The following is a 17,475-nucleotide window of genomic DNA, read 5'->3' on the forward strand; positions in this document are numbered from 1 at the left end:
GCGAAACGAAATTCGATATTCTTTCCATATACGCCCTCGGTGCCGGCCGCGAATAATTCCACAAGAGGAAGCATCAGGCCGATACGGCCTGATGTATGTGGTTTCAACAATGATAAGGAAGCTCACTCGAAATCCGTCGGTAGCACATCGGTCGGAATGTTCTGATAGCTGACGGGGCGCAGAAAGCGGCGGATGGACATGGTTCCAACGCTGGTTGCGCCGAAATTGGTGCTGGCCGGATAAGGCCCGCCATGCACCATCGAATCGACCACTTCCACGCCGGTCGGGAAACCGTTGGCCAGAACGCGTCCGGCCTTGCGTTCCAGAACCGGCAGAAGCTTGCGGGCTGCAGCGGCATCGTCCTTGTCCATATGCAATGTCGCCGTCAGCTGGCCTTCAAAACCCTTGGCCAGATGCACCATGTCGTCGACCGAATTGACACGGACCACAACCCCGAGCGGGCCGAAAACTTCCTCGCCGATCGTGTGATCGCCGAGGAAGGCGTCCCCCGTCGTCTCATAGAGATTGGGCGAGGCTTCGCGGCCCTTGCTTTCGGTGGTCAGCACGGGCTTGACGGAGTTGCGGCTGTCGAAATGCGCCTTGCCACCCTGATAGGCCTTGGCAATGCCATCGGTCAGCATGACCTGCGGCGCGACCTTTTCCAAAGCGCTGCGGGTGGATTGCACAAAGCTGTCGGCGTCCGATCCGTCGATAACCACGGCGATGCCCGGATTGGTGCAGAACTGACCGGCACCCATGGTCAAGGACGCGGCCCAGCCTTCGCCCAGCGACGGCGCGCGGGTCTTCATGGCTTCCGGCAGCAGGAACATCGGGTTGACCGAGCCAAGCTCGCCGAAGAAAGGAATCGGTTCCGGGCGCTGTGCGCAAAGATTGAACAGAGCGCGGCCACCGCCAAGCGAGCCGGTAAAGCCGACAGCCTTGATCAGCGGATGCGTGACCAGCGCTTCGCCGACCTTGCGGTCACCACCCTGAATGAGGCTGAACACGCCCTTGGGCATGCCGGTCCTGGCAATAGCGGCATGAATGGCCTCGGCAACGATCTCGCCGGTGCCGGGATGGGCGGAGTGGCCTTTCACGACGACCGGGCAGCCTGCGGCAAGGGCGGCTGCCGTGTCACCGCCGGCGGTGGAGAAAGCGAGGGGAAAGTTGGATGCGCCGAAAACGGCAACCGGACCAATCGGACGCTGCATCAGCCGGATTTCCGGGCGTGGCGCTGGCTTTCGGTCCGGCAGGGCCTCATCAACGCGGCGATCCAGATAGTCCCCCTTGCGGATATGGGTGGCAAAAAGGCGGAGCTGACCGGTGGTGCGTCCACGCTCGCCTTCAAGTCGGCCTGCTGGCAGGCCGGTTTCCTGCGTGCCGATTTCGGTGATGGCGGCAGCGCGGGCTTCGATTTCGTCGGCGATGGCCTCAAGGAACTGAGCGCGCTCTTCGCGGCTTGTGTAACCATAAGTCCAGAAAGCATCTTCGGCCGCTTCGCAGGCGCGTGCCACCAGAGCAGGCGTGCCGACCGCAAATTCATGCGATGGACCCGTCGCAGGTGTCGAGGCGAATGTCGCCTCCCCTGCCACCCATTCACCGGCGATCAGATGGCATCCGTGCGGCTTGAAAATCATTGTCATTTCCATTTCTGATGAATTAATGAAACCATAATATGTATTTGAAGATGGCGGTCAATACGTCATACGACTTTCATATGCGGTCTTGTTCTGCATAATCAGAATTGCTACACGATTGAAGCACAACCAAGGAAAGTTTGCGGTGACGAACAAAGACAAGGACACATCCCGTTCAACTGGAAATCTTGTCGCCAAAGTGAGTGAACAGCTGCGGCGATCCATACAGGCGGGCGAAATAACGCCCGGGACGAAGTTGCCGAGCGAAGCACGGCTTACTGAATCCTTTGGCGTCAGTCGCACGGTCATTCGCGAAGCGATCGCAGCCTTGCGGGCTGACCGGCTGGTGGAAGCAAGGCAAGGTGCGGGGGTCTTTGTGCTCGAGCCGCAGCCGCCGGAAGCAGTTCCCTTCCAAAACCTTGATTATGAGCGCGTTTCTTCCGTCATAGAACTTCTGGAACTGCGCACCGGCGTGGAAGTCGAGGCAGCGGGCCTTGCCGCCTTGCGTCGTTCGCCCCAACAGGAAGAAGCCATCATCAATTGTCACAGGCAGGTTCTGGCCTGCCTCGAATCCGGGCAATCCACGAGCGAGGCAGATTTTGCCCTGCATCTTGCCATTGCAGATGCCGCCAACAATCCCCGCTTCCGCGAGTTTCTGGCAATGATCGGCAGTGGCGTCATTCCCCGTGCAGCACTTCAGTCGGGCGCAGACACCAGTCCCGGTGATTATATCGCCCATTTGCATAGGGAACACGCGCAGATCATAGAGGCCATATTCAACGGTGACGAGAACGGTGCGCGCGATGCCATGCGCCGGCATTTGAAGGGCAGCCAGACCCGCTATCGGGCCATTCTGCAGAGAGCACCATAACTTATAATATAAGTTGTTGACACTTATCATCTGAGTCGGGTAGGTCCTATGTGTAGTTTTCCAGAAGGGATCGACACATGGAACCGCAACTAATCAAACAGAAACTGGGCGCTGGCCTGCTCTCGTTTCCGGTCACACATTTTGATGTGGAGGGGAATTTTGCGCCTGAAAGCTATAAGGCGCATGTCGAATGGCTTTCGGGTTTCGACGCGCCCGTGCTGTTCGCAGCAGGAGGTACGGGTGAGTTTTTCTCCTTGAGACCCGACGAAATTCCGGCAATCGTTTCGGCGGCCAAAGAGGCTGCGGGCGGCAGCAATACGGCCATCGTTTCTGGTTGCGGCTATGGCACCGAGGTAGCCATCGAGATTGCGAAATCAGCAGAAAAGGCCGGTGCCGACGGAATCCTGCTTCTGCCCCATTATCTGATCGATGCCCCGCAGGAAGGGCTCTATGAGCATGTCAGGCGCGTCTGTCAGTCAATCGGTATCGGCGTCATGGTCTATAACCGTGACAATTCGGTTCTTCAGGCTGACACGCTGGCCCGCCTTTGCGATGCCTGCCCTAACCTCGTCGGTTTCAAGGATGGCGTCGGCGACATCGGTCTGGTTCGCCAGATTACGGCAAAGATGGGCGACCGGCTGACCTATCTCGGCGGTATGCCAACGGCGGAACTCTTCGCCGAAGCTTATCTCGGCGCGGGCTTCACCACGTATTCCTCGGCGGTTTTCAACTTTGTTCCGGGCCTGGCGGTGGAATTCTACAAGGCGTTGCGAGCAGGCGAACGCGCAAGCTGCGAGCGTATCCTCAATGACTTCTTCTACCCGTTTATGGCAATCCGCAGCCGCCGTAAGGGCTATGCTGTTGCCGCAGTCAAGGCCGGTGTTCGGTTGCAGGGCTTTGCTGCCGGTCCGGTTCGTGCTCCCCTTTCCGACCTGACCAGGGAAGAAGAAGGCATGCTTGAAGCTCTGATCGGCAATCATGCCCGCAAGCAGGCGGCTTGAAACCTTGACTTGAAGACAGAAGCCGCAGCTCTTGGCTGCGGCTTTTTTGATGCCTCACATCAGGGAAGCGACCATTTCCCTGAGACGCGTGCAGGCTTTGACCAGCTCTTCTTCCGAAGCCGCAATCGACAGGCGGATGAAGCCCGGGGCTCCAAAGGCAGTACCGGGCACACTGGAAACGCCAAATTCCTCAAGCAGATATTTCGCTACGTCCGTATCGGTTTGAAGAATATTGCCCGCACCGGTTTTGCGACCAAAAAGCCTTTCAACGCCGATGAAAGCGTAAAAGGCGCCGTCGGGCTTGAGGAAATCAATATCCGCAATCTGCGCCAGATGGCCGGCCACCAGATCGGCGCGGCGGCTGAAGATTTCTGCGGCCTGCGCAACAAAGGCCTGATCGCCGTCAAGGGCTGCCTGTGCTGCCGCCTGCGCGATAGAGCAAACGGAGGTCACGCTTTGCGATTGCATCTTGTTGATCGCGGCAACAAGTGCTTTGGGGCCTGCGGCATAGCCAACGCGCCAGCCCGTCATGGCATAGGTTTTGGAGACACCGTTGACAATGAGAGTGCGTTCGCGAAGCTGCGGACATGCGGTCCCGAAAGAGATGAAAGGCACCTCGCTTAACAGGACATGCTCATAGATTTCATCGGAGAGAATGAGAATGCGCTCGTGCTTTTCGAGAATATTGGCCAGTTGCGCATATTCATCTTCGCTATAAATGGCGCCTGTCGGATTGGATGGGGAATTGAGCATCAGCCAGCGGGATTTGGGCGTGATTGCCGCTGTAAGCCGGCTCGCGGTCAGTTTGAAACCAGTGTCCGGTCCGCAAGGCACGAAGACCGGCTTGCCGCCATGCAACGCGACAATATCAGCATAGGATACCCAGCATGGCGTGGGAATGATCACTTCATCCCCTTCTTCCAGCGTTGCCAGAAACGTGTCGAACAATATCTGCTTGGCGCCGTTGGCCACGGTCAGTTCATCAATGCTGAATTCAAGCTGGTTGTCGCGGCTGAACTTGGCAATGATGGCCTTGCGAAGCGATTCCGTGCCAGCGGCCGCACCATAACGCACGCCGCCGGCTTTCACCGCCGCATGGACGGCATCCAGAACGTGGGTGGGCGGTTCAAAATCAGGTTCACCCAGAGAAAGATCCACAATGTCCCGGCCCTCGGCGCGCAGTTTCCTGGCGGCCATGGAGACGGCCATGCTGGGGGACGCCTTGATGCCCGATGATCGGCGATTTTCATACTGCATGGGAATACTCTTTTATTGGTCAGATGAAAGAAGCCGCCCTCATGGGGCGGCTTACGATGACGTTCAGGACTATCCATTCACCACATAGTCAAAATCCCGGTCGCGTTTGACGGCTTCCGCCTCACGCTTGTCGTGGGGGCCATAACCGCCCCCTCCGGGCAGTTGAAGGATGAGCGTGCGACCGGCAGGTACATGCTGGCGTCCCTTGGCGTTCAACACCGTGCCATCGTCGAGAAGGACCGCCCCGGCGGCTCCGTTCTCTCCCCCTTCGCGGCCGCGCGGTGGGTGCTTGATGCGGTCGAACATTGCGTTGAAGTAAATCTCGTGTCCTTCGGTTGGAGCGATTTCCACCACCTGACCGAGGCCACCGCGGAACTGACCGGCACCACCCGAACCATCGCGCAGTTCCTTGCGCCAGAAAATGACCGGCCCGACATGCTCGGTTGCTTCAATCGACATCGAATGCACGCCGCTTGGAAAAGCCGTGGCGTTCAACCCGTCCAGATGCGACCGCGCGCCGGTGCCCCCGCTGTTGAACAACAGCACTTCCGCACGGTGGCCGCCGTCCCTCGGCGCATCCTTGCCGGTGAGCGGACGTGCGCTGACATGCAGGTTCCAAAGCGCGCCGGAACCTTCGGCGGGCACTTTTCCCGGCAGCATCTTGTGGACGGCACCGAGCACCGCATCGGGCACCAGATGGCCCAACACGTGGCGCACTGAAACGGGAGCCGGACGCTGCGCATTCAGGATGCAGTCTTTCGGCGCTGTCACCTTGAACGGCAGCAATGAGGCATGGTTGTTGGGAATTTCCGGTGCGAGCGAGCATTTCAGGCCATAGCAGGCATAGGCGGCAGAATAGATCAACGGACAGTTGATGCCCTTGGGGCTGGGTGCCGATGTACCGGCGAAATCCGCAAGGATATGATCGGCATGCACGTCTATCCGCACGGCAATGTCGATTGGATCGCGGTAACCATCCACGCGCATCACGTTGGAATAGGTGCCGTGCGGCAGGCTGGCCAGGCGTTCCAGCGTTGCATCATAGCTGCGCTTGAAGATGAAATCGGCCAGGCCTTCCAGATCATCGAGCTGGAATTCATCCATCATGTCCATCAGGCGGCGATGACCGATTTCATTGCAGGCTGCGAGCGAATAGACGTCGCCGACGACCTGATGGCTTTCGCGCACATTGTTTCGCAGTATATTGACGAGGTCCTTGTTGACCACACCGCGCTCGGCAAATTTCATGATCGGCACGAAAATGCCTTCTTCATAAACTTCGTTCGCATCCGGGCCGAAGCCGCGTCCGCCAACATCGACCACATGGGCCGTACAGGCAAAGAAGCCAGTCAACTCACCCTTGCGGAAGCTCGGCGACACGACCGTGAAGTCATGCAGATGGCCCGTGCCTTTCCATGGGTCGTTGGTGATATAGACATCGCCCTCGTAGATGTTTTCGCGACCTATATCGTTGATGAAGTGGCCGACAGCTTCCGCCATGGCATTGACGTGGCCGGGCGTACCGGTCACAGCCTGCGCGATCATGAGGCCTGCGCGATTGAAGACACCTGCAGAAAGGTCGCCGGATTCACGCACGCTGGTGCTGAAGGCGGTACGGATCAGAGTGACGGCCTGTTCCTCGACAACGGAAATCAGGCGGTTCCACATGATCTGCATATGAACATCAGAAATGGGTTTCTTTGTCATGTGAGACGACTCCTTGGAGCATTTCCAGCAAAAGCGTGAAACGGTTTTGCGTTGGATAATGCGATAAAACAAATAGTTAGAGCGGTTCCGGCGGTTCTGTCAGAACAGGAACCGCTCTAGGCAGCCTTGGCGCGTAGCAGCAGGCATCCATCGGCCTGCATGATCGCTTCGCGGCTGGAGGTTACAACGGTCGAGGTTTCGCGTTCCGTGATGATGGCGGGGCCGGCAATCCACTCGCCCGGCTTCATGGTTTCGCGCTCGACGATCGAGGCTTCCAGGAAGCGTTCTTCGAGAACGTCGAACACCTGGCGCGTGGTGGATATGGCGGCCTGCTCCTGTTTCTGGACCGGCTTTGCGGGGGTCGGGGCAGCAGCGTCTGCGCTTGCGCGCAAGGACCAGCTGACGATCTCGACATCGAGATCATCGATCACGCGACCGAAGAACCGCTCGTAGCATTCGTCAAAAAGCGTGCGGAACAGTACCGCATCCGCATCGCTGTAATCGCGGACTTCAATCGTAACCGGCACTTCCCAGCCTTGTCCGGCATAGCGCATGTAAGCGGTGCATTCGAGCGTCGGGTCGGCGTCAGGCGCGCCTGATCGAACGAAGGAGGTTGCTTCCTCCACCAGTTCCTTGATGACCGCATTGATGGCCTTGCCTTCAAAGCGGCTAAGGCGGCTGTATGCACTTCGTACCGATTCAAAGCCGAAGGGCGCACGCAGGAAACCGATGGCCGAACCAACACCGGCTCCGGGGGGAATGAGAAGATCGGTCACGCCGAGTTTTTCACACAGGCGCGCTGCGTGAACTGGAGCGGCACCGCCGAAGGCGATCATGGTGAATTCCGACAGTTCCTTGCCGTTTTCAACCGCATGCATGCGTGCGGCGTTGCTCATGTTCTCATCCACCACTTCGCTCAGACCATAGGCGGAAGTGGCAATGTCGGAACCAAGCTTGGAGCCGATATCGGCATCCATGGCTTTTTCCGATGCAGAGCGTGAGAGTTCCATCGTGCCGCCCGCAAATGTATCGGGGTCGAGGCGGCCCAGAATGACATCGGCGTCCGTAACGGTTGGATGGGTGCCGCCGCGATCATAGCAGGCAGGGCCGGGTTCCGATCCCGCACTATGCGGTCCGACGCGGATCTGACGCATGGAATCGACCGTTGCAATCGAGCCCCCGCCCGCACCGATCTCCACCATTTCGATCACCGGAATGGAGATCGGCATGCCGCTTCCCTTCTTGAAGCGATAGGTACGCGCCACTTCAAAGGTTTTGGAGGTTTTGGGCATCTGCTGCTCAATGAGGCAGATTTTTGCGGTCGTGCCGCCCATATCATAGGAGACGACCTGATCGAGCTTGTGATTGGCGGCAATGTGGGCCGCGAAGATCGCGCCACCGGCAGGGCCGGATTCAAGCAGGCGAACAGGAAATTCGATGGCGCTTTCAATGCTGATGATACCGCCGCCCGAATGAATCATGAAGACAGGCGCAACAAGGCCCTCTTCGCGAAGACGACCGACAAGACGGTTGAGATAAGATGCCATCAGCGGCTTGACGTAGGCATTGGCGCAGACAGTGTTGAAACGCTGGAATTCGCGCATCTGCGGCGAGACTTCGGAGGAAATCGATACGGAAAGACCGGGCTTTCTGGCGAGAAGACGTTCGCGGAAACGGCGCTCATGCTCACCATTGAGATAGGAATGGATGAAACCGACGGCCACACTTTCGTAGCCTTCCGCGATGATGCGGTCGCAGAGCGCATCGACTTCCTTTTCATCGAGCGGCTTCAAAACCTCGCCACGGGCGCCGATGCGTTCGTTAACAACCAGCCGGTCGTTACGCGCAACAAGCGGCGCCGGCAGTACGATATCGAGATCATATTGCTCGAAACGGCTTTCCGTGCGCATTTCAATCACATCGCGAAAGCCCCTGGTTGTCACGAGTGCGGTTTTCGCACCGCGTCGCTCAATCAGTGCATTGGTGGCAAGCGTCGTTCCGTGAATGACAGTGTCGATCTGATCAAGCTTCACTCCAGCTTTTTCAGCCACTTCCCGAATGCCTTTGATGATGGCATTTTCGGGAAATGCATAATCCGTCAGCACCTTGGTTGAATGGAGGGTGGAACCCACTTCCATTGCCACGTCGGTGAAGGTTCCGCCGATATCGACACCCACCCTGATCAGTTTGCCATCTATCGTCATTTTCTGCTTAACTCCCAGAAAGATATCCCGGAAAGGGACGAGTACGTTGTGTGCTGTCACGGCTTGGTTCAGGCACGTGTTTACCGGTTCCCGCAAAAGGCCTTGCGGGTTCATGTCATTGGATACTGGAGACTTTGGATGTTCCGGTGCGTTTCACCCGCACCGGGGAACCTTATGTGCTGGCGTTATTGCTTGCCGGTGAAATCCACCCCTTCAAGCGTGGTTGGCAGCTTTGGACGGTCGACGCCGATCCACTTCTTGTAAAGCGTATCCAGCGAACCATCTGCATTGTGGCGCGTCACGAAATCATTGAGAAAATCGAGCATGGCCTGATCGCCCTTGCGCACTGCCATGGCCTGGATATTGTCCGCTGCCTTGTATTTGCGAACATATTTGTCACCATTACCTGTGCTCTCGATCACAAGGCCGTAGGTGAGACTTCCGAGGATCGCATCAACCTGGCCCGACAGAAGCGCCTGCACGGTGGCGGCGTCGTCGTCAAAGCCCTTGATTTTGGTGCCCGCGGGGGCTGCCTTCTTGAGGATCGGCTCGAAAGCGCTGCCGCGATTGACACCGATCGTGTATTTGGCGAGATCCTCGTTGCTATTGATTTCGGCATCCTTTTTACCCCAGACCGTGATGTCATTGGCCGAATAGGGAAGCACGAACTGGATAACCTTTGCGCGTTCGGGCGTGATCGTCATCGAGGGCACAAGAAAATCGACCATGCCGTTGGTCAGCAGCGGAATGCGGTTCTGCCCTGTCACACGCTCGAACTTGACCTCCACTCCCAGTTCCTCGGCAATAAGATTGGCCACATCGATGTCAAAGCCGCCATTCTTGCCATTCTCATCGATGAAGCCCCATGGAAACTGATCCATCTGCACGCCGATGACGGCCACGCCCTTGGCCTTGATTTCCTCCGGGCTTGCCGCTTCAGCCGCACCAATGGACAAGGCCGATGCGACGAGGCCGGTTGCAAGGCTGAGTGCGATCGCGGAACTCTTGAAAACTGCGTTGATCATGTTCTTACCTCTGGTTTGTTTTATCGTTGACTAGCGTGTGGTGTTCAGCCGCTTTTCGATCCGGGCGCTATAATAAGTGAGTGGCACGCAGATGATGAAATAGATGAGCCCCACGGTGCCGTAGACCTTCATCGGCTCAAAAGTGATGTTGGCCATCAACTGTCCTGAACGGGTGAGTTCAGTCAGTCCGAGCAGTGCTGCCAGCGCCGTTCCCTTGATCAGATTGACCAGAAAGCCGATCGTCGCCGGAAGGCCAATGCGAAAGGCTTGCGGCAGCACGACATCCTTCATGCGATGGAAATAACCGATACCGAGCGCACGAGCAGCCTCGTCCTGTCCGCTGGAAACAGCCTGGATGCTGCCGCGCCAGATCTCTCCCAGAAAAGCACTGGCATGCAGCGACAGGCCGATGATCAGGGCCACCCAGATGTCGACCCGGATACCCAGAATGGGCAGGCCGAAATAAACGAAGAACAGCTGGATCAGCAGCGGTGTACCCTGAAAAATCTGGATATAGGTCGCCATCAGATAGCGCAGCCATCTTTTCGCGGATGTGCGACCCAGTGCTACGACCAGCCCGCCCAGCCCCCCGAAAGTGAAGGCAAGGATGGAGAGAATGACGGTCCATTTGGCACCGTCGAGAATGAAGAGAAATTCGGAGAAACCAAAACTGCGGATCATCTTGGGACCTCACTTCGACGGGTAGGAAAAATAGGTCCTGCCGATGATTTGCAGAACGATCGAGAAGAATTGCGACAAGGCCAGGTAGATGACGCCGAGCACGAAATAGATTTCAAAGCTGCGGAAGGTTTCCGAATCTATCATCTGTCCGACATAGGTCAGTTCTTCCGCGGAGATCGACGCGACAAGGCTTGAATTGAGCATCATCAGGATGAACTGGCTGCAAAGCGCGGGATATACAGCGCGTATGGCCGGGCGGAAGATGATGAAACGGTAGATGTCGAAGGTATGAAGCCCGAGCGCCTTGCCAGCTTCGATTTGGCCCGCCTTGATCGATTCCACGCCGCCGCGCACGATTTCTGCCGCATATGCCGCGCAATTGAGCGTCATGGCGAGAATGGCCGCCTGTTCAGCGGAAAGCGTCACGCCCAGCGAGGGCATGCCGAAGAAGATGAAGAACAATTGCACCAGAAACGGTGTGTTGCGGATCAGTTCGATATAGCCGAAGGCCGTGAGCGAAATCACCCGCACCGAACTCATCCGCATCAGCATGAAGACGATGCCCAACGCGAGGCCCAGGACCATGGAAATGGATGAAATCTTCAGCGTCTGGATCGCACCGTTGAGGAGCGCGGGCCAGGCTGCCAGAACCGGTCCCATGTCGAATGTGTATTGCATCAAATTATTCTCCCGCTCGCGGCCGTTTCCCCTTTGTTTTTTAGTGGTTCAGAATCTGGCCTAGAAACGCCTTGGCGCGCTCATGTCTCGGATTGCCGAAGAATTCGGCTGGCGGCGCGCTTTCGATGATTTCGCCGCGATCCATGAAGATGACGCGATGAGCGACCGCGCGGGCAAAGCCCATCTCATGGGTCACGCAGATCATGGTGATACCGTCGTCGGCGAGACTGATCATTGTGTCCAGCACTTCCTTGACCATTTCAGGATCGAGCGCGGAAGTCGGCTCATCGAACAGCATGATCTTCGGACCCATGCAGAGTGCCCGCGCAATGGCTACACGTTGCTGCTGACCGCCGGAGAGTTGCGCCGGGTATTTTTCGGCCTGCTCGGCAATATGAACGCGCTTCAGGAAATGCATCGCCTTTTCCCGGGCTTCGGGAAGCGAGTTCTTGTGCACGCGGCGCGGCGCCAGCATGCAATTTTCCAGCACTGTCATGTGCGGAAACAAGTTGAACTGCTGGAATACCATGCCGACATCGCGGCGAATATGATCGACATTGGCGCCAGTATGTCCCAGACGGGTGCCATTTACATCGATGATACCGTCCTGAATTTCTTCCAGATAATTGATGCAGCGGATCAGCGTCGACTTGCCCGATCCGGATGGACCGCACAGCACGATATGCTCACCGCGGTCGACCTCCAAATTGATATCCTTGAGAACATGGAGCTGGCCATACCATTTATTGACCCCATTCATCGTGATGGCTTTGTCAGACATCTCATTCTCGCTTCGTCTATATTTGCAAAAGGAAGTTGGCGCTCAAGGCTGGACTTCAAAGATGGCGTCGACCTCGACGGCAAAACCGCGCGGCAGGGAACTTACGCCAAGGGCTGTGCGGGCATGATGCCCCTTCTCCCCAAGCACCGCGATCAGAAGATCGGAAGCACCATCGATCACTGCTGGATGATCCTTGAAATCAGGCACGGCGTTCACAAAGCCCCGCAGTTGCAGACAGGCGGAAATGCGGTCGAGATCACCATCGAGGGCAGCGGCCGCCCGCGCCAGCAGATTGAGCGCACAGACGCGCGCTGCCTGATAAGCTTCCTCGACATTCATGGTGCTCCCAACCAATCCGAGATAGCAGTCAACCCCATCGACACGCGGCACCTGACCAGAGATATACAACGTATGACCACTCAGCCTGTATGGTACATAGGCGCCACTCGGCGCCCCCACTTCAGGCAGGATAAGACCCAGTTCCTTCAGTCTGGCTGAAACCAGTCCCATTCTGTTTCCCCTTATTCTCGCCGGAACGCACATATGACCGGAAGGCGCATACGTCCGTTCAAGACCATTTTGAGAGCACGTGTTCCATCACCCGGTCTATGAGGCTGGAGGATTGGGCCCTCGCACTTGGTGCCAACGCGCCGTTCCGACCGACAACCTCAGAGTTTCGTCAAGTGATATTATGACTTGGCCCTTTGTTATGATGATAGGTTTGCTAAAATATTATCACTTGTCAAGATGGATATTTTTGGGAACGGCACGATGCGAAGCCAGCGGCGAGATCGCCATTTAATATAACACTTCCAACAATTTAACAGCACTCGACCGTGCAGACACATATTATCCGCCCCAAAGAATCATGGTGAAAATTTGCGCGCGATGATCCTCATCGCCGAAAACTAGTAATACCATTCTGCGAGAAAGAGGTTACACCCAGAGGCGCAATTCAGCACCATACCCCAATAAGATAATATCTCTATATGCGTGATATTATCTTGTAATTCTGTTCAGGGCATCGTATCAATGACAGACGACCTGATCGGCCAACTGGAACTGACGGACATTGAAGACGCTTACCGCACGGACGATTGATAATCTTAGGGCCTTCATTCGCGATGGGGATTTTAAAACCGGGGACAAGCTGCCTACGCTGGTGGAGCTTGGCGAGACGCTTGGCGTCAGCCGCACGGTCATCCGTGAAGCCATTGCAGAACTTCGCTCTGATGGCCTGCTGGAAGTGAAGCACGGCGTCGGAGTTTTCATCCGCGATTTCGAAAGGCTGCGTTTTTCAGGCGACGATGTTTCGCCGCTTGAACCTTTGGCCCGGTTGTCGCTGCCCTTCATGGATCTGCTGGAATTGCGCATGGCCTTTGAGGTTCATGCTGCGGGACTGGCCGCGCAGCGGCGCTCCTGGGCGCAGGAAGCCAATATGTGGGAAGCGCTCAAAAAATTCGAGGCGTCCGTGGACGACGAGGCCGCGCTCGATGAGTTGGATTACATCTTTCACCGTTCGATTGCCGAGGCGACCAACAATCAGGCCTTTATCGAGTTTTTCAGCGTCATGAGCCTGAAGATTCTACCCCAGCCTGCGTTTTCGAGCGATCTCAATCCTTCGTTGATTACACCCGACTATATCCGCAATAGCGTGACTGAACATCGTGCAATCTGCGAAGCCATCAGTGCCGGGAATGCGGAGGCCGCGCGCGAGGCGATGCAGGCGCACCTCGCCCGCAGCCACCAGCGCTATCGCGGTTTCAACGGCAGCATAGGCTCCCCTCTCAGCAATGTGACAGAGCTTTGAACCAGAGCGGCTACGGTTTGGACTTGTGAATTCTGTCAGATCAGATCGATCGCCGCAATCTATGCTGCATTTCCTCTATCCGATCATGCGCTCGTTGCATGAAGCCGAACTCGATTGGACACGGCCAGAGGCTTCTACCGCCAAATTAATGTCCTTGGCGGTAGAAGCAGTGTGAATAAACTTAGAACTTTACGCTAAGCCGGGCCTTGCCCGCGTTTTGATTGAAGCTCGAACCATACTGACCTGTATATTCAAGACCCAGCGTCGTCTGATTGCCGAGATCAATATCAAAGCCAGCCTTGATAATCGCGGTGTCCTTCGCAATTGGCGCACCGGCCACGTCAAATACCGTTCCGGCATCGAATGAGGCTGCTGTCGTCGGAATGGTATCGCCATAGGCGTGCTGCCAGCCAGCCGTACCGCTAAGCCGGGCATTCATGCTGCCGAATACGACTGGGGCAGAAGCCCGAAGACCAATCGTGGTAAACGTGGTTGTCGTCGTTTCTTTTCCAATCCGGAGCGCGGCATTCCCACCATGTTCATCGAACCGCCCGGTTTGCAGGCGCACCACCGCAACATTTGCAAATGGCTCAATCGCCGTTCCGTTCACATCAAAACGATGCGAGAGTTCGCCGAATGCCTGAAAGGTGTCTGCGCTGTAATCGGCATCAAGGCTTTCTGAAAAGCCCGGGAAAGCGACAAGGCGATCAGTTTCGATCTTGTGCCAGCTATAGGCAAGACCTCCCTTGAGCGTGGTCGCGCTCCACTGGGTACCGCCATAGATTCCCAGATGATAATTGTCGCTGTGGCCAGACGAGTTGCGATCATTCACATCGAAACTGGTGCGGCTATAGCCCGCGAGAGCACCCAGCCTCCAATTCTCGACGACTTCCGCGTCATAGCCTGCAACAAAGCCACCGGTTGATTGCTTCAGCTTGCCAGCATTTCCATCCGCCCCGGTTTCACTCCATTGGCCAAGTGCCTGCCCCCAGATTGCGGCGCGCGGTGCCGAAACCTGCGATGAAACCATGTCTGTTGCGACGGATGATGAGGCAGCGCTCTGCCCACTACCGCCAAACGCCGCGTCAACGCGTTCCATGACGGCATTGCGAATGATCGAGCTGTCATTGATGATCGCAGTTCGCGTCGAAGCATGGATTTCCCCCGAAAGCGCGTCGAATGCGCGACGCGCATCCTCTTCACTGTCCTGCATGACAACCGTATCGTAGACGGCATTACCAGCACCACGACCCTCGACGGCCACGGCCACCGATTTCTGATTGCCTGTCTTTGCCGTAGCAGCGAAGTCGACGTCGTTGCGTGCGATGTTGAGGTAGACTGCGTTGGGATCATAGGCCAGGCCAAGATCGACGAAAGGCATGTTCTGGCTCAAATCGCCGAACGTACCCACGATGCCGCCTTCAGCACTTAAAATGGTGTAGCTCTTGCCGGGCATATAGGTGCCAGCGGCTTTTTCTATATAGACCTTCGCGCCACCAAGCGTCGCCGTTCCGCTCACATCGATGCGATCGCTTTTACCGGAAGCATCAATTTCCGCAACGTAAGTGGCTCCCGCATCAAAGGTCAGATTGCCATTGACCTTCAGCGTGCCGATAGAATTGCCCGGTGCGATGATACTGCCAGCGCCGGCATAAAGGCCTCCGACTGAGCCTGCGCCAGCCAGATATGCGCCGTTTTCAACGCTGGCTGTGCCGACAAGGAATGCACCTGAATGGGATGCATCGCCAATGACCAGCCCACCTTCTTTCACAGTCGTGCCGCCTGTATAGGTGTTGGCACCATTCAGAACCAGAACACCAGTGCCGGACTTCGTGAGACTGCCAGTACCATCAATATTGCCATCGAAACGGGTATTGGCGGACTGGTCTACGGTCAGAGCTGCCGAACCAAGGCTCAATGTCCCGCCCTCGCCCATCAGCGACGACATGCTCACATTGAAATTGTTGAGATCGAGCTTGCCACCATTCACCGAGAAGGCCGTATTGTCGACGAATGCTCCGTCCACGCCAGCCTGAAGCACTCCGCCTTCCACCAAGGTTCCGCCCGTATAGCTGTTTGCCTGGCCCAGAACGAGCGTACCGGCTCCGCGCTTGAACAGCGCGCCCTCTCCTGTGGCTTGCTGCAGCAGCGTCACGCGGTTGTTTGCCTCCGCGATGTCGATCCATCCAAGTCCCTCAAGGGACACGGTGCGATCCAGCGTTTTCATGTCGCTGCCCGTTATACGCAGACCGCCATCAATGAGACGCAGCCGAGCATCGGCATTGCCAAGAGCCGCATCTTCGCTGACGAGGATCGTCCCGCTGTCGGTGACAGCCGTTTCACCGATAAAGGAATGATCGTCGATGCAATAGTCCTTGATGGCCTGCTGGAAGCGCGCATCCGTGCTGTCGCAGTTCAGCAATGTCTTCTTTTCGTCAAGCGTCAGGTCGGTCAGAATCGGTTTGCCATTGGCATCCGAAATCTGGCCCAGATAGAGATCTCTGCGTTGATTGTTTCGCGTTAGAACAAATTCCTTGTTCTTTTCCGCGAAGCCGTAAGCATTGGCACCCCAAACGAGGCGCGTCTTGCTGGTTTCATTTTCCGAGTAAGTCTGGAGCTGCGGGCCAACCCATCGAAAATCATGCGCAACGGGTTCATGGTCGGAGATCGCTTCCGGCTGGCGGCCCGGCCGGGTGACTTTTACGTCCTTGATCACTCCCGTGTAGGGATCATTGGGATCATCCACAATCTCATACCATTTTCCGAATGGCCGCGAGACAAGGAAATGATCGATCTTGGCACGGTCCCAGCTCGCCCAGGTATTGGTTGCGTCTTCGCCTGCCGACGGCCATGTGGTGCTGCCATCGTTGAGATCATGCGGCTTGAAGTCTTCGCGGACCGCATCCGTCTGGAGCAGCATGTACTGCTTCTTGAGCACATTCATCGTAACCGGCGTGTTGTTGGCAACCGCATAGGTTTCGTCTTGCAGCCCGACATTCTTCCCGGCCTTGTAGGCGGCGGAAAGAGCGTCGCCCCATTGCTTCCACGACAGGGTGTCGATGTCCTGTCCGACATATGCTTCCTGAATGACCGAACGCATCGTCTGCTGATCGGCGTTGAGAACATATTGCCGCGTCAGATCGCGATAAAAGGTGTTGCCGTCAGATTGCTGCATCAGTCTGATCTGCGCATCGATGTGATGAAGGCCGCGCTCGGAAACATCCCCCGCATTGAAGTCGCCCATGACCATGATCGGCTGGATGGCTCCTTCCGCCCATGTGTTGAGGGCTTTGGCTTCATTCACGCGACCGGTCGATCCATCTGCATAATCGAGATGAACCGTGCCGACGAGTGTCTGCGGACGGGAACCCTGGGCGTCCAGCTGAGTATAGCTGACATAGCGACCTTGCGTATTTCCGCCCAGATTGATCGTGCCGAATTTGCCCGGCAAACGGGAGATGATACCCACATCGCCGACCTGCACATTACCGTAAGTGCCGCGACCCGCGGTTTGAAGGAAATCCGGTATGCGCGTAACATAGGTACTACCGTTGACTTCCTGCATCCCGAGCACGTCGAAATTGGCGGCTGCCATAAAGTCCGCTGTCAATTCCGGGTTCTGTTTGAACTTGTTCCAGATATTGAGCGTCATGACGCGAATGTCATAGCTATCGGCTGCCCGCGCCGGAGTGGCAGCAATTCCTGCGACTGCGACACCGCATAAAAGCTGCGCAGTCAGAGCCAAAAGTTTTCCGTTGCGTTTGGTCGTCCCCGTTACCATCCCTCGGTCCTTTTCCTGGAAGGTGCTTCCATTTCATCAATG

Annotated in this window: 13 protein-coding genes; 3 read left to right on the forward strand and 10 right to left on the reverse strand. The window is 56.7% G+C overall.

Annotation, left to right across the window (positions count from 1 at the left end; translation table 11 throughout):
• Nucleotides 1-122: 122 nt before the first annotated feature.
• Complete coding sequence (locus tag ACS5UA_RS09410; protein ID WP_025091884.1) at nt 123-1,637, reverse strand: aldehyde dehydrogenase (NADP(+)); 1,515 nt, start codon at nt 1,635-1,637, stop codon at nt 123-125.
• A 145-nt stretch (nt 1,638-1,782) separates the two neighbouring features.
• Here ACS5UA_RS09410 and ACS5UA_RS09415 point away from each other — a divergent pair, with 145 nt between their 5' ends.
• On the forward strand, nt 1,783-2,508 hold the full coding sequence (locus ACS5UA_RS09415) for a FadR/GntR family transcriptional regulator (RefSeq protein WP_021588321.1): 726 nt from the start codon (nt 1,783-1,785) through the stop codon (nt 2,506-2,508).
• A gap of 77 nt (nt 2,509-2,585) precedes the next feature.
• Nucleotides 2,586-3,509 (forward strand): 5-dehydro-4-deoxyglucarate dehydratase, encoded by a 924-nt coding sequence (kdgD, locus tag ACS5UA_RS09420; RefSeq protein WP_025091883.1) that lies wholly within the window; start codon nt 2,586-2,588, stop codon nt 3,507-3,509.
• Between the two features lie 54 nt (nt 3,510-3,563).
• Here kdgD and ACS5UA_RS09425 read toward each other — a convergent pair whose 3' ends face one another.
• From ACS5UA_RS09425 to ACS5UA_RS09460, 8 genes are all read right to left on the reverse strand, one after another.
• The gene (locus ACS5UA_RS09425) at nt 3,564-4,766 is read right to left on the reverse strand and encodes a pyridoxal phosphate-dependent aminotransferase (RefSeq protein WP_025091882.1); all 1,203 of its coding nucleotides are present in this window, start codon (nt 4,764-4,766) and stop codon (nt 3,564-3,566) included.
• A gap of 69 nt (nt 4,767-4,835) precedes the next feature.
• On the reverse strand, nt 4,836-6,473 hold the full coding sequence (locus ACS5UA_RS09430; RefSeq protein ID WP_025091881.1) for a hydantoinase B/oxoprolinase family protein: 1,638 nt from the start codon (nt 6,471-6,473) through the stop codon (nt 4,836-4,838).
• A 116-nt stretch (nt 6,474-6,589) separates the two neighbouring features.
• Nucleotides 6,590-8,677: a hydantoinase/oxoprolinase family protein gene (locus ACS5UA_RS09435; protein ID WP_443101277.1), complete on the reverse strand. Its 2,088-nt coding sequence runs from the start codon at nt 8,675-8,677 to the stop codon at nt 6,590-6,592.
• Between the two features lie 185 nt (nt 8,678-8,862).
• Nucleotides 8,863-9,702 (reverse strand): transporter substrate-binding domain-containing protein, encoded by an 840-nt coding sequence (locus ACS5UA_RS09440; RefSeq protein ID WP_025091879.1) that lies wholly within the window; start codon nt 9,700-9,702, stop codon nt 8,863-8,865.
• A 30-nt stretch (nt 9,703-9,732) separates the two neighbouring features.
• A complete protein-coding gene (locus ACS5UA_RS09445; protein WP_112701757.1) occupies nt 9,733-10,383 on the reverse strand; it encodes an amino acid ABC transporter permease in 651 nt (216 codons plus the stop codon).
• Between the two features lie 9 nt (nt 10,384-10,392).
• A complete protein-coding gene (locus tag ACS5UA_RS09450; protein WP_006470770.1) occupies nt 10,393-11,061 on the reverse strand; it encodes an amino acid ABC transporter permease in 669 nt (222 codons plus the stop codon).
• 40 nt (nt 11,062-11,101) lie between these two features.
• Nucleotides 11,102-11,842 (reverse strand): amino acid ABC transporter ATP-binding protein, encoded by a 741-nt coding sequence (locus tag ACS5UA_RS09455; RefSeq protein WP_006469603.1) that lies wholly within the window; start codon nt 11,840-11,842, stop codon nt 11,102-11,104.
• Between the two features lie 42 nt (nt 11,843-11,884).
• On the reverse strand, nt 11,885-12,352 hold the full coding sequence (locus ACS5UA_RS09460; RefSeq protein WP_112701758.1) for a RidA family protein: 468 nt from the start codon (nt 12,350-12,352) through the stop codon (nt 11,885-11,887).
• Nucleotides 12,353-12,914: 562 nt separating this feature from the next.
• On the opposite strand from ACS5UA_RS09460, the gene ACS5UA_RS09465 reads away from it, so the two are divergent.
• Entirely contained in the window at nt 12,915-13,652 is a 738-nt protein-coding gene (locus ACS5UA_RS09465) for a FadR/GntR family transcriptional regulator (RefSeq protein WP_006469600.1), read from the forward strand.
• A gap of 181 nt (nt 13,653-13,833) precedes the next feature.
• On the opposite strand, the gene ACS5UA_RS09470 is transcribed toward ACS5UA_RS09465, so the two are convergent.
• The gene (locus ACS5UA_RS09470; protein WP_443101278.1) at nt 13,834-17,433 is read right to left on the reverse strand and encodes an autotransporter domain-containing protein; all 3,600 of its coding nucleotides are present in this window, start codon (nt 17,431-17,433) and stop codon (nt 13,834-13,836) included.
• Nucleotides 17,434-17,475 lie beyond the last annotated feature (42 nt).

It is taken from the genome of Brucella sp. RRSP16 (assembly GCF_052246815.1).
Taxonomy (GTDB): Bacteria; Pseudomonadota; Alphaproteobacteria; order Rhizobiales; family Rhizobiaceae; genus Brucella; species Brucella intermedia.